The organism is uncultured Winogradskyella sp. (assembly GCF_947498345.1).
In the GTDB taxonomy this organism is placed as follows: Bacteria; Bacteroidota; Bacteroidia; order Flavobacteriales; family Flavobacteriaceae; genus Winogradskyella.
This window is the reverse complement of record NZ_CANMJY010000001.1, coordinates 475,313-494,746: the sequence shown is the minus strand read 5'-3', so window position 1 is coordinate 494,746 and position 19,434 is coordinate 475,313. Positions and strand designations below refer to the sequence as shown.

Here is a 19,434-nt window from a genome sequence, read left to right as displayed (position 1 = left end):
ATAGTCTTGCATTTGTAATAAAATGAATTAATCGTATCTTTCTTGTGTCTAGCTATTAACATGAGGGAAGCATACCAAACGGATTATAAATTACAAGTAATTAGTGCAATTAAGGCTAATGATTCGGATACTTTAAATAGTATCTATAACACTAACTACCCAAAAATTGAAGCATTAATTTTAAAAAATAACGGTACTATAGAACATGCTAAGGATATTTATCAAGAAGCGTTTTTAGCCGTTTGGCAGAATATTAAACAAAACAAGTTTATACCAAATAACGAATCGTCAATAAACGGTTATCTGTATACTATTGCCAAAAATAAATGGATGGATGTGCTTCGCTCTCAAGGCTTTAAAAAAACTATTGTAGTTTCCCAATTACACCATTTTGAAATAAAAGATGAAGAAAACAATGGTATTAATGATGACATATTAAAAGACAAACGATTAGAAGATGTAATGTTAGCCTTTAAAAATTTAGGTAATGCATGTAAAAGCTTACTGCGTAAGTTTTATTTTGAAAAAAAGTCTATGAATCTTATTGCTGAAGAGTTAGCATTAGATTCAGCTTCTACTCGGAATAAAAAATACCGTTGTATGCAGAAATTAAGACAAATAGCCCTAAAAAATAATTAATAGCAATGGACATAAATGACATCTCACAAGAAGAGTTTGAAATGATAGAAGCCTACATCAATGGTCAGCTGTCAAATGAAGATTTGTTAGCTTTTGAAGGCAGGCTCAAAAATGAAAAGCTTCTTGCACTCAAGGTTGAAAACATAAAAACCATTTTAACAGGTATAGAAACTCAAGTGATGAAGGAACAGTTAGATGAGTTTCATAATAATCTATCGCATCATAAAAATGAAACGGTTGTCCATCAACCTAAAGTTAAAATACTCCATTGGAAGCGCATCGCTGTAGCAGCTATCTTAATGATGAGCTTAGGTGGTTTTTGGATTTTTAATGGCAACCCAAACGAGCGTTTGTATGCCAAATACTTTACTCCAGACCCAGGCTTACCAACGACGATGAGTACTTCGGATAATTATGAGTTCTATGAAGCTATGGTTTATTATAAGCAAGGTGACTATAAAAGTGCAATTTCTAAATGGGAAACTTTACAAATCGCTAAACCTAATAATGACAGTTTAAATTACTTTATCGGTGTAGCTTATATGGCCAGTAAAAATGAAACCAAGGCTATCCCTTTCTTAGAAAAATCAACGACTAATAAAAGTTTTACCTTTTTAATGGATGCGTATTACTATTTAGGCTTGGCCTATTTAAAAACAGACCATATAGAACTTGCAAAAAAGAACTTTAATAAAAGTGCTAACAAAAATAGCAAAGCCCTACTATCTGAACTAGCTGACTAATTTTTTAAGAAATGAAAAATTATTTCAGGTTTTTTAAACGCGTAACATTGTTCATCCTAATCAATTGTTGCTGTACGCTTTTTGCTCAAACGAATTCTACACAGCAAATTGAAAATCGTTATACAAAAGCGTATGCAATTGCTGATAGTTTGTATAATAATAAGAAGACTGATATTGCAGAAAAAAAATTGCACACCATTGTTAATTCAGTTAACGATACAACTCAAGCCAACGCATTATATAAATCATTCAAGCTTTTAGGTAATATTAATTTTTCAAAACAAAAACTCGACAGCTCAACTTATTACCTTAATAAATCTTTAGATTATTTAAAATATTCATCAGAATCGGACTTGGATAAAAATCATATTTCAGGATATATTAAAAATACTATTGGCTTAAACCTATTTAATACTGGAAAAACAGAAAGCTCAATTTTAACTTTAAATGAAGCGATTGCAGATTTACATAAATACATTTCCCAAAGTAAAGATGAAGACAAGAAATTTTCTACGATAAAAAAACGACTGGCCTGTATAGATAACTTAGCTGGCTTTTATAGAGGTTTAGGTGAAAATGAACGTGCAATAAATTTAGCCACGTATTCTTATGAGCAAAAGCAAAAAATATTGCCAGAAAATGATAACGGTCTTATCATTTCCAGACTTATTTTAGGTCATTTACATCTTATTGCCAGAAACCATAATAAAGCTGGTCAATTAGTAGATAAAGGCATAGAACATATAGACAAGATTCCTTTTGCAAAAAGTTATGCTTATTTGGTAAGAGCCTCTATTTACGAAAATGTCGATGATTTAAAAAATGCAAAACGATTATATGAAATGTGTGAAGCAGTGTACCGAGAAAATTTTAATGGTAATTATTCAGGTGCCTTCTTAGATGCAATAATAGAGATGTCTAATTTTTACACAAAGTTAGACATGAATGATAAAGCGATAGCACTTGCTAAAGAAGGCTATGATTATACCCATAGTGATGCTTATCAAAATGAATTATTTAGCTTTTTCCAAACCCAAAACCTCTCTCAGGTTTACTTTCAACTTAAAGATTATAAAAACGCATTGAAATATAGTAATGAGGCACTTTCTTTCTTTGATAACAGAGCACTAAACACACTTTTAGACTCTATTCAAAATGAAACCAGAAAGCCCAGATCGATTTATATAAAATCTAAGTCTGAATACTTTTTAAACTATAATAGATCTAAAAAAGATATTAAACAGCTACTATCACAAACTGAAAAAGCGCTCAAAGTTCTCGAAAAGAAAAGAAACAATATTAAAACGCCTTTTGATTTTGAAACTCTTCTTATTGATAATAATGACCTCATAAATTTCAGAAAACGACTATTCCTAGATCTCTATAATAAAACAAAAGACGAGAATTATCTGATAGATTTAGTTGGGTTGCATGAGTCTAGTTTATATAATAGAATTAGAGCGAGACTTAATCTTAAAAAAGTTAGCTTTTCTGATGTTCCTCAAGAGATCATCAGCAAAGAAAAAGCGCTTAAAGAAGCAATGTCTACCTCATTAAACTCAACCGATTCATCAATTGAATCATTCAATAAAGCAAATGAAGACTGGAGTAAGTTTTTAAACCTGTTAAAAAATGACTACCCTAAATATTATAAAATGCGTTATGAGACTATTGAAGAGCCTCTGGACAAATTACAAGATAACATTCCTAATCTAACAACTATAGTACGTTACTTATTTATTAATGATGATTTGTATGCTTTTGTAGTTTCTAAAGGTGAAAAACACATTTTTAAGATTGATACAAAAGACATAACAAACAATATTAATCTACTAGCCGAAAATCAATATGATTTTTCTAAAGTAAATGATGTGTATTTTCAATTATACAAACAGCTATGGAAACCTTTTGAAGCAAAAATAAATACAGAAAAAGTTATCATAATACCAGATGGTGAGTTGTTTAATTTAAGTTTTGAAACCTTAACATCACATAAAACAAATAGCTTTAAAGATTTAGCTGCAAATAGTTTACTTACCTCACATACTATTTCCTATAACTATAGCTTATTGTTATTAGATAGTTCTAAAAAAGTTATAGAATACGAAAAATACTTTATTGCATTTGCACCAGAGTTTAATGATAAAATGAAAGCTGATTATTCAATTAAAATTGAAGATTCTTTAACAATGGACAAGGCGTATTTAAAATTGCTCCCGCAGCCATTTACAGTAAATATTGCTAAAGAATATTCGAGATTATTTAATGGAAATTCTTTTATAAACGAAAATGCTTCAAAACAAATTTTCACCCAAAATGCTAAAGAGCATAAGATTATACACATTGGTACACATGCTGAGTCTAATAATGTATCGCCAGAATTGTCTCGCCTCATTTTCGCTAAGAATTTAAATGACAGCACGTACGCAACTGATGACAACTCTTTATACAGCTACGAAATTTATAACCAAAACCTTTCTTCTAACCTGGCTATTTTAACGGCCTGTGAAACGGGTAAGCCTACGTACCAATCTGGTGAAGGTATGATTTCTTTGGCGCATGCCTTTAATTATGCTGGTAGTGAAAGTATACTTACAAGTTTATGGAAAATAGATGAACAATCCAGCGCAACAATTATTGATTATTTTTATGGTCATCTTAAAAGTGGTTTACCAAAGGATGAAGCGCTTCAAAAAGCAAAGTTAGATTACATTTCTAATGCAGAAGGAAGAACACTTTCCCCACAATATTGGGCAGGATTAGTATTAATAGGAGACACTAATCCCATCAACTTATCACCAACTAATCTATGGTGGATATGGTCTGTACTTGTTCTTATTGTTCTTTTAGCTTTATACTTCTTTATAAGCAATAGAGCAAAATCACGATCTAGGCTTAGCAAGGCCTCTATCGTACATCACAATACTACCAGCAACAGAGACATTGAGACTTAATTGCGATGTAAACCTCACTAAAAAGTGACTCTTTTCTATGGCTTGTTTAGATAAACCATGATCCTCAGCACCTAATAAATACACACAACGTCGAGGATGATGAAAACTTTCTAAATTCTCAGCTTTTTCGTTCAATTCCACACCTACTAATCTTGCCCCTTTTGGTAAATTATTGAAAAAATCCGTGAAAGTATCGTAATGAAAATAGGGCATCGACTTTACAGCATTATGTGTATCGCAAGCTTGCTTAGCATAACGATTACCTATAGTAAAGATAAAACTAGCGCCAAGATTTTGAGCAGAGCGCCAAAGTACACCAAGATTTTCGGGAGTCTTTCCATTTTGAATACCAATTCCAAAGAATTCGTTCGTTAAGTTGTCATTCATATGATAAAACTAAAAAAGACTTTTAATAATTAAAAGACTTTTTCTTCGGGAACGTGTTGAAAAAAATATCTAAGCATTAACACAAGAATTAAAGCAATTCAAGCTAGTTAACTTAGCTTTTTAATCGTAGTTAATAAATATTTACTTTTTAGCACAGAAAGTAATACCTCACACTCCCTAAAACTTGAAATGCAAAAGCCCGATAGCTTTAACATATCTTAATGGATTATTTTCCCTTCAGAAGTTTTAGAAACAATCCACCACTTACCATCATCTAGTTTTAGCAAGTTAATATGATCGGTCCATACAACTATACCTTTTAAAGTTACCTTCGCTAAACAATATGCTGAATTAGTATATACTTTGGTCTCCAATATTTCAGAGCTGATATCTAATTTAGACCAATCAGCGTTAAAAAATTTAAACATACCTTCCCTATTCACCTGAAAAAAAGCATTGTCTCTCCATGGATCTGACCAACTTAAGTGAAAATTCTCGTGAAAAACTTCTTTTAACAATTCTGGATTTCCTGCTTTGTAACCTTCAAAATATGTCTTTACAGTATTAATGACTTCTTCTTTAGCTTGAGTACTTTGAGCATCAGTTGTCCCTGTAACCAAAAAACATAAAATAATAAGTAATGTGTACCATTTAGTTTTCATAATTCATTTAATTTAAATAATTCTCTGGGTATTAAATCTAAAAATTAATGATTTATTACTCCCAAATGTTAATCGTTTTATTCTTGCTATACATTAAAAAATTTGGAGTGATTGTAGATTTTTTCATGTCCGCTGTAAAGCCATTTTTAAAATCCAAAAAAGATGAAAAAAGTAATGGTGTTTCATCTAAATAAGCAACCCAATGTGGTACCCATGGTTTTTCTTTCTTCAATACGATTTTTCGATTATTGTTAGAATCTATTATTTCAAATGAACGTTTACCCCAATAAGCAATTAATAAATTACCATTTGAGTAATCTATATCATGAATAGCATTTCTATTTAAAGGAATATCATCATGCACTTCTTCAATTAAGTTATTCCATTGCTTTAAAACATTTCCATCTGTACTAACTAACCACGCTTCACTTTCTCCTAAAAGGAGTAGTTTATCTTTAGCTACAGGCCTCATTTTATTTATTGCTGACGGAAAATCAAAATAGATTATGGGTGTTTTACCCTTATTGAGTATGTATATATTTGGATGTCTTACAAAAACCAACTGGTCGTCTGATAAGATTTTAAACCCTCCGACTCCTATATCCCAATTGTCTTTAAACCAAGGCCAAAGGACTCTGGGTTTTTCAAAAGCAGTAGATGTTTTTAAAACTCTGTATTCAAAAATATCTTTACTGTTGATATATCTTGTTTCAATGATAAACACATCATTGTCTTTGGTATATAAAAAGAAGTCGCTTGATTCATACTCCGATTTTAAAAATAGTCGTGGAGACGAGTTCTGGTCCCAAAGCATTATACTGGCATGGTGATCAATATCTCCAACAGGAGAAACATAGGACCAAAGTACACAACCATTCTGCGTTACAATGATATTACCATTAGGATGCGCATTAGCAAAGTGAACAATAATCATTGTGAAAAAAACGATTATGGTTTTAATGGTTCTCATTTAAAAAATTTATTAGTGTTAGCATATTATCTTTTGATTGATTCATTGAAATTCTTGACCTAACCAAGTCATATTATCTGGCTTCACAAAAAGTGCTACAGTTTTACCTCCTTCATTTTCTATAATCCATTGAAGTGCAATACGCTGTTCCCCATCACAATAGAACCATACTTCGATTCCCTTAGGGTTTTCTTTTTCAATCCATCTGTAGCCATAAACTCTAAAATTTGGCCATTCGTTTTTTAATCTAATTAATTCATCCCATGTAGGGTCGGTGATATCCATCTTACCATTTGTAGTCGCATTATCATTAAACACATCATTCATTTTATCCTTATCGCTATTTAATATAGCTTCTATCCAATTTTTCATGCCTTTTTCTATTGGAATACTGTCGCTTAAATTAGATACGTTTATTAGTGTTATTTTATGCTTTGCCGATTGTGTGTTTTTTTGAGTGTCTACACCAAGTATTTTTAATACACCTAGTTTTAATTCTGAGACTTTTCTCAAATCTGGGACACCAATATTGTTTAAAACAATAATGGTTGTATTTTCTTCTCTTTCGATATAAATCATATTTGTAAAACCCGGAAGAGAACCATACACTTCAATAGATTGGTTCTCTCCAAATAAATAGTCTAAACTTTTCTCGTTTAAAAACTGATCGGCCTTTAAAGCATCAGAAAGTTTAATAAGGTCCTGCAATGAAGAATAAGCACCACCAGAAGCATAACGCCCTATATAATTTGTTTGATCGGCTATCCATTTATCATTGGCTTTTTTATAGCCAATAACAAGACTTGGGTTCTTTAAAGAATAGCCACTATTTTTCATTTCTAGTGGATTAAATATATACTTAGAAAAGGCTTGGTCGAGATTTAATCCTGTCACTTTTTCTATAATAGCTCCTAATAACCAATAGTTTAAATTGCTGTATTCAAATTTTGCACCAGGTCTAAATGCGAGCTCTATGTTTGGGGTGGAATCTAAAAACGGCCCGGCAAATCCGTATTCATCAAACTTTAAACTATTCATAAGATTTTCGCTATCTAATTCGCGTGGCAAACCCGTAGACATATTAAGTAAATTCGCAATGCTTATGATGCTTCCGTAAGCTGGTTGAAAGTTAGGTCTATATTGGTCGATAGTATTATCTAAGGTTAACTTACCCTCCTCAATCAATGCCAGAATTGTGATTTCAGTAAAAAGCTTTGTTAAAGAGGCCAGATATACTTTAGAGTCATATTCAAGTGGTTTTGAAGACACTGAATAACTTAATATATTACCATTATATAGTACTTGATTATTGTTTTCGACATAGACTAACCCATTAAATTCGGTTTGAGTTGAAATATCATATAAGAATTTGTTTAACCGCTCTTCTTCAGATGAGCAACTTACAAACATTACAATAATTAAAGTGTATAGTCTTGTTTTCAAATATTTTAGATTTATGAATATTCCTCATCTAAAACTAAGAAATTAAGCAAGTGTAGAATAGTAAAAAAGGGACAGTAAAAGTTAAACTATGTTAATGTGAAAAAATATGTTTTTGTATGGTTCTATCTAACTTAAAATAGGCTTTTGGTGTCATTCCTGTGTAGTGCTTTATTTCTTTAATAAAATGTGCCTGATCATAAAACCCATTATCAAAGGCTATAGAAGAAAATTTAAAATTGTTTTGAGGCTTTGGTATTTTTAAAGCATAGAATAGTCTGACTATTCTACAATACTTCTTAGGTGTTAAACCTAATTTTCTTAAAAATATTCTCTCTATTGTTTTTTTTGAAATATTGACAGACTCTGATAATTCTTTAATATTAATGTTGCCTTTATGCATTAATATGTTTGCTATAAAAAAATCGAAAACCTCATCATTACTATGCTTAATCAGTTTTTTACTAAAAAAACTTTCGATCAATTTTATTTGCATTAATTCGTCTTTGCAGTTAAAAAGAGAGGCCTCTAAGTTCAAAATTTCTTTTCCAAAAATATCTTCAGGGTTTAAAGACTGATCAATCGTTTCATTAAGACTAACATCTGTAAAAGGATGCAAACCATAGGGTTTAATTCTTACAGATAATAGCACATCTCCTTCTAATGTGACGATCTGAGGTTTTGTTTTAAGTCCGCACAAATGTGATCTAACAGTACAACTACTTTTGTTATCGCTCTTAGCTTGTCTTTTTATAGGATTTGATGTAAACACTAATTCTACCGTATTATCAGGAACCACTAAAAAGCTATTTTCACCAGCTTCAAGGTATGAACTATGGTTATCTTTCCAAACACAATCTATAAAGGCTTCTAAGCCATTATTAACTTTAAATTCCTTGTACAAACTGTTCATTTTATTTGTTGTCTTAAAGCTCTTGTATTATAAGACTCCTTTTGTATGCTACTATTACATAATTATATGTTAAATGTACAATAAGCATACAAATAGTATTCATAAAAACAATTTAGAGTGCACTCAACCTTCCTTTTGAGTACTAGCTACATTCTAGGTTGTATAGAAAAAAATGTAATTTTAGTTAGCTAAAATATAGTGGGGCTAAAAACAATGTTTTTATTACTCTGTTGTAACCAATTAAAACACAGATGACGTAAAGATGTCATATAGATGACGACACCAATGCCAATGCTTTTATTTAGCTTTGCTTTCAACAATTAAACATCACTCAATTGAAGAATAAAGATTTAGCAAAAAGAGTAAAAGAATTAAGAAAGCGAAACGGTATGTCACAAGAACTCTTGGCGGAAAATTCTGGTTTAAGTTTACGGACAATTCAAAGAATTGAAAATGGAGAAACCCAACCTACTGGAGATTCTATAAAAAGATTATCTAGTGCCTTAAATGTTACACCTAACGAATTAATAGATTGGCAAATTATCGAAGATAGTAAAGCTTTATTACTATTGAATTTATCCCAACTAGGTTTTATAGCATTTCCATTGCTTGGTATACTAATTCCATTAATTATTTGGACTTCTAAAAAAGATAAGATAAAAGACATAGACTATGTCGGAAAATCCATTTTAAATTTTCAAATATCTTGGACATTAGTTTTATTTTTATTGGTTATTGGTCTTTTTATTACCTCAAAGCTTGAACTAACAAACATTTCTTTTGCCGGAATAATAATAACTATCAGCGCAATGTATTTTCTAAATTTTCTGGTGGTAATATCTAGTACTTTCAGATATCATAATGGGAAATCCATAAAGTATCCATCAGTGTTTCAGTTCTTAAGTTAATCTCAACTGAATTTCTCTTCTTTAAAAAGCAACTATGAATAAATTTAATTATAAAGCGACATTAGAACTTGTCTTACGCCAGTGTGTTTTTATTATCATAAATATTTATGGACTATCTAAATTATTAGGTGGACAATTTTATATGAAAGGAAAATTACCTTCTGAAATTGCGAATACAACTTTAGGTGAGGCAAGTGGATTTTCATTGGCCTGGACATTTATGGGACATTCATATATTTATATTTTGTTCGTTGGTACTTTTCAACTTTTAGGGGCTTGGCTTCTATTATGGAATAAAACAAAATTGATAGGAGTATTGATATTATTACCTATAATGGTAAACATAATTGTATTCGATATTATTTTTCTTGATGTATATCCCGCTTTAGCAAATGCCATAATAGTTCTTTTAATGTTATTATTAGTTCTATTTTTCAATAGAGAAATATTAAAAGATATTGTCATTAAGCTTACTAGCTTTCAATCAAAAACTAGTATTCCTATTAAAAAAAGATTAATCACTTTAGGAATTACTATTCTATTTATTGTATTAATTTTCAGTTTTGATTCATTCATTGAATACTGGCTTGGAGCAAGTACTGAAAAGATAATAGAATAATAACTGGTTACAACACCGTGTATAATTCATTGCTAGTACTCGCTTACTTACGAAAATCCTTGCGGATTTTCTATTCGGTTTGTATTTACTAAATTAGTTGCTGAAATTCGTAACGAAATCATACACAAACACGTTGTAAAGCATTTGAGACAAGCAATCTACATAGCATTAATATTTTCAATTTTGAGTTGTTCTAACTCTAAAAAATCTGAAAAGAACCAGCTACCAATAAGTCAAATTGAAAAAGTAATTGAGAATAGATTTACCTACGAATTTTACGTTGACTCTCTAAAAAGAGAAATGGCATATGAATTAACTAAAAAAATTAATGATAGCTCAATAATTTATAATTATAAAAATCTATCTGACAGTGAAAAGAATATAGGTTTTAAGTTTCTTAAAAAAACTAATCAACTATTCTTTATCGGAACTGAATTTGAGTTAATAAAAGAGAACCATTATTCTGACAAAACCTTATCTGAACAAGGTTTTGACCTATATGTTCTAGCTGAACCAATTGATGATGGAAATGGACCTATGTTTTTTAACCCTGAATATGGAATTTTGAATTTGGATAATGGTTGGGGAATGGATTTGATTTTTTTAAAAAATGGACAAAAAACTGAGCTAGCTAAAGAATTAAATATAACTCTTAAAGAAAAAACGTTTTACAACAACGTGTATAATTAATTTCGGTCGAATTCCTAATCGGAATTCAGCATTCATTAACTATATTTGAGTTACTACAGAACATCATATCTGATTTTCCGTAACGAACCATACATATTACCGTTGGCAACAAGCTGTTGAAAACCTTCTAAGAGTATTTTTCAACCACTAAATTACCCCAATCTGCAAGCGAATTAACCAACGGAATTAAAGTTTTACCAAAATCTGTTAATGAATATTCGACTTTTAAAGGCGGTTTAGAAGTATAAACTTTTCTTTTAATAATACCATCATTTTCTAAAGTTTTTAATTGTAAACTTAGCGTTCTTTCGGTAACTGTAGGCATCTCTTTTCTTAACTCATTGTAGCGCAATTTTCCTTCTGACAAATAGAACAAAATTACTGTCTTCCATTTTCCTCCAATTATTCCCATTGTTAGACTTGTACAACAAGGGTATTCTCTTCCTTTAAATTTATACATAGCTCATATAAAAAATTAAACTATCCTTTTTGACCGTTATTGCAAAGCTATAAAACTATAATTAGTTTTGCAACTATAATTTTTATAGTAACTAAAATAAATAAAAAATGAAAGAATTTGAAAAAAAAGTAGCCTTAGTAATTGGAGGCACAAGCGGTATTGGAAATGCAACAGCTAATGCTTTATTAGAAAATGGTGCAACAGTTCATATTGTTGGTAGAAATGTAAGCAAAGTAGTCGATACTCCAAATCTTATTAAACACACAGTAAATATTTCTAACACTGACGAAGTAAAATCTTTGATAACGGAAATTGAATCATTAGATAACCTAGATTATTTAGTAAATGCTTCTGGTATTTTTAAACCAAAATCATTTCTTGAGCATACAATTGAGGATTACAATTCGTATTTAGATTTAAATAGAGGCTTCTTTTTTATAACTCAAAGTGCTGCAAACAAAATGAAAAACACAAATGGAGGATCCATCGTAAATGTAGGATCAATGTGGGCAAAACAAGCAGTGAAATCTACACCATCTTCTGCATATTCAATGCAGAAAGCAGGTCTACATTCTTTAACTCAACACTTAGCTATGGAATTAGCAGATGATAACATCAGAGTTAACGCTGTATCTCCAGCTGTAGTAAATACACCTGTATATCATGGAGTTTTTGGTGGAAAAGAAGAAGCAGAAAAGGCATTAGAAGGTTTTAATGGATTCCATCCTATTGGAAGAAATGGAGTTCCTTCTGATGTTTCGAATAGTATATTATTTCTACTTTCAGAGAAGGCATCATGGGTTACTGGAGCGATTTGGGATACTGATGGCGGTGTAATGGCTGGGAGAAATTAAAAACCGACTTGTAATAAATGTCAGTTGCTAACAACGTGTATAAAAAATAGTAGTTTAAACGCATACCAATTGGTATGTGCTTTTTTATTATCTTCCGTATATCTGAAAAGTATAGTAATTAAATCTACTATTTTTTATACACGATCACGTTAACAACTATTAAAACAGTACGCTAATGAAAGAAAAAATAGATGGTGAAAAATATTTTGAATTAGAATATTCAATTTGGAACGAATTTTTAAATACAGCTTCACAAGAAGAATTGTATCATTCATTAATGAGTTCAAATTGTATGATAATGAACATCTTCTAAATTGGATAAAAGAAAACCCAAGAATAGATAAAGCTATTATTTTGGCAGCCTATTGGATGTCAGAACCTTATTTTGCCAAACAATTCAAAGATGGCGAGGAAGTTGAAGAAAAAGAAAGTTGGTATAGTGATGATTTTGATTTCACTGAAGAAATCGAAAAACGATACTGCAATGGCTTTTATAAAACGAATGAACTTGAATGTGATCCAAAAAATATTGAATTAAGAGAGAATTACGATAAATCAGCAGACAGGACACTTATTGATTCGGATTTGAAAAGAATACGTGAAATCCCAGAAGTTATGTTCGAAAAACTTAAGGGAAAAAGAATTAGTCCCATTGATCACAAAGCATATACAGATGGTCTACCAAATATATATTACTTAAGAATAGAAGAAATTTTCGAGAAATACGAAATTGAATAATAACAACTGCTAAAAACGTGTATAATTAATGACATCTAAAAGTGATTCAGGAAATTCTACTGAACCTCCGAACTCTTCGTTCTTTTTTACTAACTTACTGCAGTAAACACTGCTAACCATACACAAACACGTTGTAGGTATTAAAAACAAAACTTATGAAAAGAACAATTTTATCTCTGTTTTTACTTTTGTTATCGATCATATGTAGAGGTCAAGAGTATAAAGAAAATCAAACTGTTCAAATAATTGTACACAAGATTATTATCCCCGAAAATGGTACTCTTAAAGAAGCACTTGATTTGACTCAAGAATGGACAGAGAAGGTACTTCGAAAAAACGAAAATTTCGAAAACATTCAGTTACTAATTTCAGACACAAAAAAGGATACGATTGATTTAATGGTGCTCTATAAGTACAAATTGAACAATATTCGAAACACTAATGAAATAAATCAAGAGTTAATAAGTAAACATTGGCCAGAAAAAGGTGCTTTTGAAAATTTTATTAATCGGCTTCATGTCTATATTAATCCTAAATTGAACGAGCGTAGTGTTTTCAGAGAATTGATTTTGGATTAATTAAACCTTACAGCATATTGTATAAGAAATAATAGCATTTTAATCGTTAAAAAAAATGATATTTATAAGACAACAGAGTCAAATGAAAAATCAAGTGCATGAAAACCCGCTAATATTCTTATACGAGACCGTTGTACTTCATTATAACCAACCGTTAACCAATGATAAAATTCTTTAGAAAAATACGACAACGATTACTCTCTGAAAATAAATTCAGTAAGTATCTGATTTACGCAGTAGGAGAAATAGTTCTTGTAGTTATTGGGATATTAATTGCTCTTCAAATTAATAATTGGAATAGTGATAGGATAGAATACGAACTTGAATCGAATATGTTAAGTGAAATTCTAGTTAATCTTGAAAAGGACGTTTTTAACCTTAACTCAAAGATTAATTATAACGAAAACAGAATAAAACATAATTCGGCTGTATTGGAACATTTAATTCTAAAAACCCCATTGACAGATACATTAAGATTTTCTTATGCAAGATTGACAGGTCGAGGCACATTTGAACCAATAACTGTTGCTTATGAAAATCTAAAATCCAAGGGAATAGACATAATTCGAAATGACTCGCTTAGAATTTCCATTTCAGAATTGTACGATTTCAAGTATTTCTACGTCACTGAAGATTTAAGAATGGATTATGAGCCCATAAAGGATTTCCATATGAGTGAAATATATAAGAATGTAAAAACGACTTATGAAGCCATTGATAATAGAGGATTAGCGGAGCCTGTGAATCTTTCAAATGCCCAGAATGATATCTATTTCCAAGAAGCATTAAAACGAGCTATTTCGTTTTATCGATGGATGAATCGGAATTATAGAAATGGAATAAGAGAGAATGAAATAGTTCAGATGAAAATTAAAGTAGAATTGACCCAAAATGGAAAATAACGAAAGTACAACAACGTGTATAGCTCATTACGGCTGAATTCCTTAAACGGAATTCATTGCAATTTGCTATCTTTCGGTTACGGCGGAAAATCATAGCTGATTTTCCGCAACGAGCCATACACAAAACCGTTAACTTATTCTAATGACTCGAGACATCATCGATATCAATGATTTTACCATTTTGGTAGAGACGGCATTCTCTAAAGACGTTATTAAAGATTCATGCCGATTTGATGAACCTGTAATAGCAGTGGCTTTTTACGGTTCTGGAAATGTTGATTTAGAAATGAGTTATCCCACTGGGACTCGTAAGTTAAATTATACCAAAGGACTGGCACTTTCTTTTTATGCAGATGAACAGGTCGACTGCATTCATACAGTTTCAAAAAACAATCCATTAGAATGCATAGTCATCGCTACTGCTACAAGAAATTTACAGAACCTTCCTAATCAAGAAGGCGAGTTGTTCTCAGAGTTACTCAAAAATCTTGTAAACCCAAAAGATCATTATGTTGAAGGTCCTAGCTTTTATATGACTCCCGAAATGTATCATATCGTTGATAGCCTTTTTAATATAGAATATGAAGGTAAAACCAAAATGATGTTTTTCAGAAGTCAAATCACCGCATTATTATCACACTTTTTTGGGCAATTGGCTATGAATCATGCTCAAGACATGAAATCGGTTGACAAAGAACGTCTAGAAATGGCCAAAGACATCCTGTCCAATAATCTGGATAACCCACCTTCTTTGACTGAGCTTTCCAAAACATTAGGGCTAAATACCACCAAACTTAAAAAAGAATTTAAGGACGTTTTTGGACTCCCTGTATTTAAATATCTACAGAACGAAAGATTAACCACAGCTCATAGCCTAATCAGCAAAAACAAAGCAACAGTACAAGAAGCGGCATGGCATGTAGGCTATGATAGTTTGAGCTCTTTCTCTAATGCCTTTGCCAAAAAGTTTGGGTACAGACCCAGTCAACTCAAATAGTTCGTCTTTTCAAACAAATTATACTTCTTTTTGAATAAATAATCCGCACATATCTGGTCTAGTTTTGCCTTGTAATCAAAAAAATTATAAGACATGAAAACGATCAAAGCAATTTTAATCGGTATAGGGATTTGGTTCTTGGCTGTAAGTTTCTATACCCTTTCGTATCAGTTACAAATTCTGGAAGACCCAGATCAACAAGCCAATATAGTATTGTTTACCATAGTTATACCATTAGTATGGCTAGGATCCTATTTCTACTATAAAAAAAGCCGTACAATTCATGGTTATTTCGTAGGACAGGTATTTTTATTAGTAGCAGCATTTTTAGATGCTGTAATTACCGTTCCTCTTTTCATTGTTCCAAATGGTGGAAATCATTACACTTTTTTTACTGATTTAGGATTTTGGATCATCGCTCTAGAACTAATTAGTGTAACGGTATTATACTACTACATCATGGTGTATCCGAAAACAAAAACTCTTAAAGCATAAGCAAAATGGAATTCAATTTAGAAACAATAATGATATACATATCTATCATTTTAACAGGACTCACTGCAGGTTTGTGCTTTACCTGGACAAATGCAGTAACCCCAGGAGTTGGACAACTAGATCATATGGGATTCTTGCAAGCATTTAAACAAATGAACAGGACGATTATTAACCCAACATTTATACTCGTGTTCTTTGGTCCTTTCATAAGTAATATAATCATTGTTTATCTCAAATATCAAAACCCAGACAAGTCGTTTTGGGTTTTCGTAGCGGCAGCTTCAATATTTATTCTTGGTGTGGTTTTCGTAACGGCCTTAAGAAATGTACCCTTAAACGAAATCCTTGATAAAACAGATTTGACAACTGCTTCTGTAGAAGAACTTAATGAGCTACGTCAAAAATTTGAAACTCCATGGAAGCAATGGCATTTAGTAAGATCAATCAGCTCTATTGCATCATTTGCCTTGTTACTCATTGGGTTGTTATTAACCAATCAATCGTCATAATTATTAAATATTTAAAATTATAAATCATGAAACAAAACATTTTAGTCATCGGAGGAACCGGAAAAACCGGAAAGCGAATTGTAAATTTATTACACAAATTAGATCACAATGTTAGAATTGGATCTAGAGGTGGAAGTCCAGCATTCGACTGGCATAACCCAGAGGGATGGTCAGAAGCCATACAAGGCATGGACGCAATATATATTACCTATCAACCAGACTTGGCCGTTCCTGGCGCCTTAGAAGCTATTGAAAGACTGGTAAAAATTGCCAAAAGAAACCATGTAAAAAAACTCGTATTACTTTCAGGTAAAGGCGAGAGAGAGGCACAATTATGTGAGCAGGTTGTGATTCACTCTGGTTTGGATTATACCATAGTAAGAGCCAATTGGTTCAATCAAAATTTTAGCGAGAACTTTTTGGTTGAAGGTATATTACAAGGGCATGTCGCTTTACCATTTGCCCAAATGAAGATTCCATTTGTTGATGCTAATGATATTGCTGAAGTTGCTGTTAAAGCATTAACGGAAGAGAAACACAATGGTAAGATATATGAACTCACTGGCTATGAAGGCTTAACCTTTGAAGAAGCTGTTTCTATAATTGCCAGTGCCAGCGGAAGAGACATCCAATTCACAGGAATAAGTATTGAATCTTATGTAGAAGCAATGAAGCAACAACAAGTCCCAGAAGATTTCATTTGGCTGATTGAATACTTGTTCACCGAAGTACTCGGAAACCCAAGTAATTCTGAGGTAACAAACGATATTGAAAAAGTGCTCAATAGAAAACCTATTAGTTTTAAAGAATATGCACAAAAAACAGCCTCTAAAGGAGTATGGAATAACGTTGTAATCCCATCTAACTAGCCAAAATTACCCGAGGGTAGTATATAGCCAAAACTATCCTCGGTTTTTGTTGTTTTATGAATGAAAAGCTATGGTTTACAATGTACATCATATGTAAATTATTGATATTCCAGAAGGATTTTAGCTATAATAGAATTTTGTCAACCTCTTTAAATTCTTTATATTTAGACTAATAAAGTAATTGACCTACAGCTATTTAACTTTATTAAACCCAAATCTATGTCTTATGAAAACCTATTACACTATTGTCTTAATCTCTCTATTGTCGCTTAATACTATTTCTGCAACAGACTATCACGTTGGTCCTGGACAACCTTTGGTTAACATTTCTGAAGTTCCCTGGGATGCATTACAAGCTGGGGACAAAATATACATCCACTGGAAAAGTACTCCCTATTATGAAAAATGGGTAATAAATGCTCAGGGAACAGCGCAAAATAGAATTGAAATTATTGGCGTCAATGGACCTGGTGGACAAAAACCAATCATTGATGGAAATGGAGCCGTCACTCCTACGTATTTAAATTATTGGAATGAGGTAAGAGGTCTTATTAAAATAGGGGGTTCTAGTGTACCTACGGATGCGTTGCCAAGCTATATTACCATTGAGAATTTAGAGCTAAGATCTGCAAGACCTGCCTATAACTTTACAACAGATAACGGTCAAATAGATACCTATGCTAGTAATGCTGCTTCCATTTATATAGAAAAAGGTGAACATATCATTATTAGAGACTGTATTATTCACGATTCCGGAAATGGTATTTTTATTGGTGCTAATGGTGGACAAACAAAAGATATTCTTATTACCAATAATCACATCTATGATAATGGAATTGTTGGCAGTATTTTTGAGCACAATACCTATACTGAAGCTCTGGGAATTACTTATGAATATAATAGATTTGGTCCTTTAAGAGCAGGTGCCACTGGTAACAATCTTAAAGACCGATCAGCCGGACTTGTGGTTAGATACAATTGGATTGAAAGTGGAAATCGTCAACTAGATCTTGTAGAATCTGGTTCATCTGCATTGTATAACGATCCTTCTTATTCTACAACCTATGTTTATGGCAATATTCTTATAGAACCTGATGGTGCAGGAAATTCTCAAATAACCCATTATGGAGGAGATAACGGAACAACCTCGCAGTATAGAAAAGGAGATTTCTATTTTTATAATAATACGGTTATATCTACAAGAAACTCTAATACAACACTAGTTCGTCTTTCTACTCAAGATGAAACCATGCATGGTTTCAACAATATAATATATACTTCAAATAATGGGAGTAGTATGGCAATGATCAATGGTGATGGTACTTTAAATATTCATCATAATTGGATCAAAACAAATTGGGTAGATTCTCACAGTGGTTCAGGATTAGGCACAGTGAACAATCAAGGTAATAACCTAAATGGCTCAGATCCGTTGTTTGTAGATTTTGATAATCAAGATTTCAACTTACTTGACACCTCTCTATTAATTGATGCGGGCAGTACAATCCCATCCATTCATCTTCCAGATTATGATGTATTAAATGAATATGTTATGCACACTAATAGCATAGCCAAACAAGTAGTAAATACTTTAGATATAGGTGCATATGAAAACCTATCGGCTTTATCAACCGCTGATCTTTCTCAAGAGAAAATTCTCTTGTATCCCAATCCGGGTACTTCGATGGTTTTTTTAAAAACTGTTGAACCCATTACAATTAAAAGTATTGCATTTTACACAGTCAACGGACAATTAGTGTTAACATCAACTAACACTGCTATTGATGTAACTGACCTAGCTAGTGGCATTTATTTTGTAAAAGTTAGCACTTTAAGTACTCTGGCAACATTCCGATTTATAAAACAATAAACTTATGTTACTAATTGCTGTTTTCACATAAGCATTACATTTTTTAGTCTGTGATATTTCAATGTACTGCAAAATTATACACCTATCGACAGTATCTATATGTTACGTCAACTTTCTAGAGGTGAAGTTAATTCTAAGCACTTTATTTCTATTAAAAGCGCTTTAGATTTCGTAATAAAAATGTAATTTTAGTAAACTAAAACATAGTAGGGCTAAAAACAATGTTTTTAGCCCTCC

The 19,434-nt window shown here is 31.6% G+C and carries 21 protein-coding genes; 15 read left to right on the top strand and 6 right to left on the bottom strand.

Features of this window, described 5'->3' with window-relative positions; all coding sequences use genetic code 11:
* Window positions 1-60: 60 nt before the first annotated feature.
* The 3 genes from Q0912_RS02245 to Q0912_RS02235 are packed head-to-tail and all read left to right on the top strand — an operon-like array spanning window position 61 to window position 4,336.
* Window positions 61-639 (top strand): sigma-70 family RNA polymerase sigma factor, encoded by a 579-nt coding sequence (locus Q0912_RS02245; RefSeq protein WP_299111553.1) that lies wholly within the window; start codon window positions 61-63, stop codon window positions 637-639.
* Window positions 640-644: 5 nt separating this feature from the next.
* Window positions 645-1,382 (top strand): tetratricopeptide repeat protein, encoded by a 738-nt coding sequence (locus tag Q0912_RS02240; protein ID WP_299111551.1) that lies wholly within the window; start codon window positions 645-647, stop codon window positions 1,380-1,382.
* An 11-nt stretch (window positions 1,383-1,393) separates the two neighbouring features.
* The gene (locus tag Q0912_RS02235) at window positions 1,394-4,336 is read left to right on the top strand and encodes a CHAT domain-containing protein (protein WP_299111549.1); all 2,943 of its coding nucleotides are present in this window, start codon (window positions 1,394-1,396) and stop codon (window positions 4,334-4,336) included.
* Here Q0912_RS02235 and Q0912_RS02230 read toward each other — a convergent pair.
* The 5 genes from Q0912_RS02230 to Q0912_RS02210 form a co-directional block, all read right to left on the bottom strand.
* The gene (locus Q0912_RS02230; RefSeq protein ID WP_299111548.1) at window positions 4,265-4,723 is read right to left on the bottom strand and encodes an RNA methyltransferase; all 459 of its coding nucleotides are present in this window, start codon (window positions 4,721-4,723) and stop codon (window positions 4,265-4,267) included. The two genes, Q0912_RS02235 and Q0912_RS02230, sit on opposite strands and share 72 nt — an antisense overlap.
* Window positions 4,724-4,941: 218 nt before the next feature.
* Window positions 4,942-5,385, bottom strand: coding sequence for a nuclear transport factor 2 family protein (locus Q0912_RS02225; RefSeq protein WP_299111546.1), 444 nt, complete (start codon window positions 5,383-5,385; stop codon window positions 4,942-4,944).
* A gap of 55 nt (window positions 5,386-5,440) precedes the next feature.
* The gene (locus Q0912_RS02220) at window positions 5,441-6,355 is read right to left on the bottom strand and encodes a hypothetical protein (RefSeq protein WP_299111544.1); all 915 of its coding nucleotides are present in this window, start codon (window positions 6,353-6,355) and stop codon (window positions 5,441-5,443) included.
* Window positions 6,356-6,397: 42 nt separating this feature from the next.
* On the bottom strand, window positions 6,398-7,798 hold the full coding sequence (locus Q0912_RS02215; RefSeq protein WP_299111542.1) for a serine hydrolase domain-containing protein: 1,401 nt from the start codon (window positions 7,796-7,798) through the stop codon (window positions 6,398-6,400).
* Window positions 7,799-7,889: 91 nt separating this feature from the next.
* Window positions 7,890-8,708 (bottom strand): AraC family transcriptional regulator, encoded by an 819-nt coding sequence (locus Q0912_RS02210; protein WP_299111539.1) that lies wholly within the window; start codon window positions 8,706-8,708, stop codon window positions 7,890-7,892.
* Between the two features lie 335 nt (window positions 8,709-9,043).
* Here Q0912_RS02210 and Q0912_RS02205 point away from each other — a divergent pair, with 335 nt between their 5' ends.
* The 3 genes from Q0912_RS02205 (at window position 9,044) to Q0912_RS02195 (ending at window position 10,925) form a co-directional block, all read left to right on the top strand.
* Window positions 9,044-9,616, top strand: coding sequence for a helix-turn-helix domain-containing protein (locus Q0912_RS02205; RefSeq protein ID WP_299111537.1), 573 nt, complete (start codon window positions 9,044-9,046; stop codon window positions 9,614-9,616).
* Between the two features lie 34 nt (window positions 9,617-9,650).
* Complete coding sequence (locus tag Q0912_RS02200) at window positions 9,651-10,235, top strand: hypothetical protein (protein ID WP_299111535.1); 585 nt, start codon at window positions 9,651-9,653, stop codon at window positions 10,233-10,235.
* 300 nt (window positions 10,236-10,535) lie between these two features.
* Window positions 10,536-10,925, top strand: coding sequence for a hypothetical protein (locus Q0912_RS02195; RefSeq protein ID WP_299111534.1), 390 nt, complete (start codon window positions 10,536-10,538; stop codon window positions 10,923-10,925).
* A gap of 127 nt (window positions 10,926-11,052) precedes the next feature.
* Here Q0912_RS02195 and Q0912_RS02190 read toward each other — a convergent pair whose 3' ends face one another.
* Complete coding sequence (locus tag Q0912_RS02190; RefSeq protein WP_299111532.1) at window positions 11,053-11,385, bottom strand: helix-turn-helix domain-containing protein; 333 nt, start codon at window positions 11,383-11,385, stop codon at window positions 11,053-11,055.
* A 107-nt stretch (window positions 11,386-11,492) separates the two neighbouring features.
* Here Q0912_RS02190 and Q0912_RS02185 point away from each other — a divergent pair, with 107 nt between their 5' ends.
* The 9 genes from Q0912_RS02185 to Q0912_RS02145 all read left to right on the top strand — a co-directional run bounded on the left by Q0912_RS02185 (window position 11,493) and on the right by Q0912_RS02145 (window position 19,197).
* A complete protein-coding gene (locus Q0912_RS02185; protein ID WP_299111530.1) occupies window positions 11,493-12,239 on the top strand; it encodes an SDR family oxidoreductase in 747 nt (248 codons plus the stop codon).
* Window positions 12,240-12,464: 225 nt separating this feature from the next.
* Entirely contained in the window at window positions 12,465-12,977 is a 513-nt protein-coding gene (locus Q0912_RS02180) for a DUF4274 domain-containing protein (RefSeq protein ID WP_299111528.1), read from the top strand.
* 155 nt (window positions 12,978-13,132) lie between these two features.
* Window positions 13,133-13,555 (top strand): hypothetical protein, encoded by a 423-nt coding sequence (locus Q0912_RS02175; RefSeq protein WP_299111527.1) that lies wholly within the window; start codon window positions 13,133-13,135, stop codon window positions 13,553-13,555.
* A 161-nt stretch (window positions 13,556-13,716) separates the two neighbouring features.
* Window positions 13,717-14,457: a DUF6090 family protein gene (locus tag Q0912_RS02170; RefSeq protein WP_299111525.1), complete on the top strand. Its 741-nt coding sequence runs from the start codon at window positions 13,717-13,719 to the stop codon at window positions 14,455-14,457.
* Window positions 14,458-14,599: 142 nt separating this feature from the next.
* The gene (locus Q0912_RS02165; RefSeq protein WP_299111522.1) at window positions 14,600-15,454 is read left to right on the top strand and encodes an AraC family transcriptional regulator; all 855 of its coding nucleotides are present in this window, start codon (window positions 14,600-14,602) and stop codon (window positions 15,452-15,454) included.
* 93 nt (window positions 15,455-15,547) lie between these two features.
* Entirely contained in the window at window positions 15,548-15,949 is a 402-nt protein-coding gene (locus Q0912_RS02160; protein ID WP_299111521.1) for a DUF5367 family protein, read from the top strand.
* Between the two features lie 5 nt (window positions 15,950-15,954).
* A complete protein-coding gene (locus Q0912_RS02155; RefSeq protein ID WP_299111519.1) occupies window positions 15,955-16,458 on the top strand; it encodes a DUF1772 domain-containing protein in 504 nt (167 codons plus the stop codon).
* 26 nt (window positions 16,459-16,484) lie between these two features.
* Window positions 16,485-17,327, top strand: coding sequence for an NAD(P)H-binding protein (locus Q0912_RS02150; protein ID WP_299111518.1), 843 nt, complete (start codon window positions 16,485-16,487; stop codon window positions 17,325-17,327).
* Between the two features lie 226 nt (window positions 17,328-17,553).
* Window positions 17,554-19,197, top strand: coding sequence for a T9SS type A sorting domain-containing protein (locus Q0912_RS02145; protein ID WP_299111515.1), 1,644 nt, complete (start codon window positions 17,554-17,556; stop codon window positions 19,195-19,197).
* Window positions 19,198-19,434: the final 237 nt, after the last annotated feature.

What these genes read in the sequence shown, in the direction of transcription:
- Q0912_RS02155 (WP_299111519.1), top strand. Translation starts at nt 15,955, where the DNA reads ATGGAATTCAATTTAGAAACAATAATGATATACATATCTATCATTTTA.
- Q0912_RS02145 (WP_299111515.1), top strand. Translation starts at nt 17,554, where the DNA reads ATGAAAACCTATTACACTATTGTCTTAATCTCTCTATTGTCGCTTAAT.
- Q0912_RS02165 (WP_299111522.1), top strand. Translation starts at nt 14,600, where the DNA reads ATGACTCGAGACATCATCGATATCAATGATTTTACCATTTTGGTAGAG.
- Q0912_RS02230 (WP_299111548.1), bottom strand. Translation starts at nt 4,723, where the DNA reads ATGAATGACAACTTAACGAACGAATTCTTTGGAATTGGTATTCAAAAT.
- Q0912_RS02220 (WP_299111544.1), bottom strand. Translation starts at nt 6,355, where the DNA reads ATGAGAACCATTAAAACCATAATCGTTTTTTTCACAATGATTATTGTT.
- Q0912_RS02210 (WP_299111539.1), bottom strand. Translation starts at nt 8,708, where the DNA reads ATGAACAGTTTGTACAAGGAATTTAAAGTTAATAATGGCTTAGAAGCC.
- Q0912_RS02225 (WP_299111546.1), bottom strand. Translation starts at nt 5,385, where the DNA reads ATGAAAACTAAATGGTACACATTACTTATTATTTTATGTTTTTTGGTT.
- Q0912_RS02185 (WP_299111530.1), top strand. Translation starts at nt 11,493, where the DNA reads ATGAAAGAATTTGAAAAAAAAGTAGCCTTAGTAATTGGAGGCACAAGC.
- Q0912_RS02190 (WP_299111532.1), bottom strand. Translation starts at nt 11,385, where the DNA reads ATGTATAAATTTAAAGGAAGAGAATACCCTTGTTGTACAAGTCTAACA.
- Q0912_RS02245 (WP_299111553.1), top strand. Translation starts at nt 61, where the DNA reads ATGAGGGAAGCATACCAAACGGATTATAAATTACAAGTAATTAGTGCA.
- Q0912_RS02240 (WP_299111551.1), top strand. Translation starts at nt 645, where the DNA reads ATGGACATAAATGACATCTCACAAGAAGAGTTTGAAATGATAGAAGCC.
- Q0912_RS02150 (WP_299111518.1), top strand. Translation starts at nt 16,485, where the DNA reads ATGAAACAAAACATTTTAGTCATCGGAGGAACCGGAAAAACCGGAAAG.
- Q0912_RS02170 (WP_299111525.1), top strand. Translation starts at nt 13,717, where the DNA reads ATGATAAAATTCTTTAGAAAAATACGACAACGATTACTCTCTGAAAAT.
- Q0912_RS02200 (WP_299111535.1), top strand. Translation starts at nt 9,651, where the DNA reads ATGAATAAATTTAATTATAAAGCGACATTAGAACTTGTCTTACGCCAG.
- Q0912_RS02235 (WP_299111549.1), top strand. Translation starts at nt 1,394, where the DNA reads ATGAAAAATTATTTCAGGTTTTTTAAACGCGTAACATTGTTCATCCTA.
- Q0912_RS02160 (WP_299111521.1), top strand. Translation starts at nt 15,548, where the DNA reads ATGAAAACGATCAAAGCAATTTTAATCGGTATAGGGATTTGGTTCTTG.
- Q0912_RS02175 (WP_299111527.1), top strand. Translation starts at nt 13,133, where the DNA reads ATGAAAAGAACAATTTTATCTCTGTTTTTACTTTTGTTATCGATCATA.
- Q0912_RS02195 (WP_299111534.1), top strand. Translation starts at nt 10,536, where the DNA reads ATGGCATATGAATTAACTAAAAAAATTAATGATAGCTCAATAATTTAT.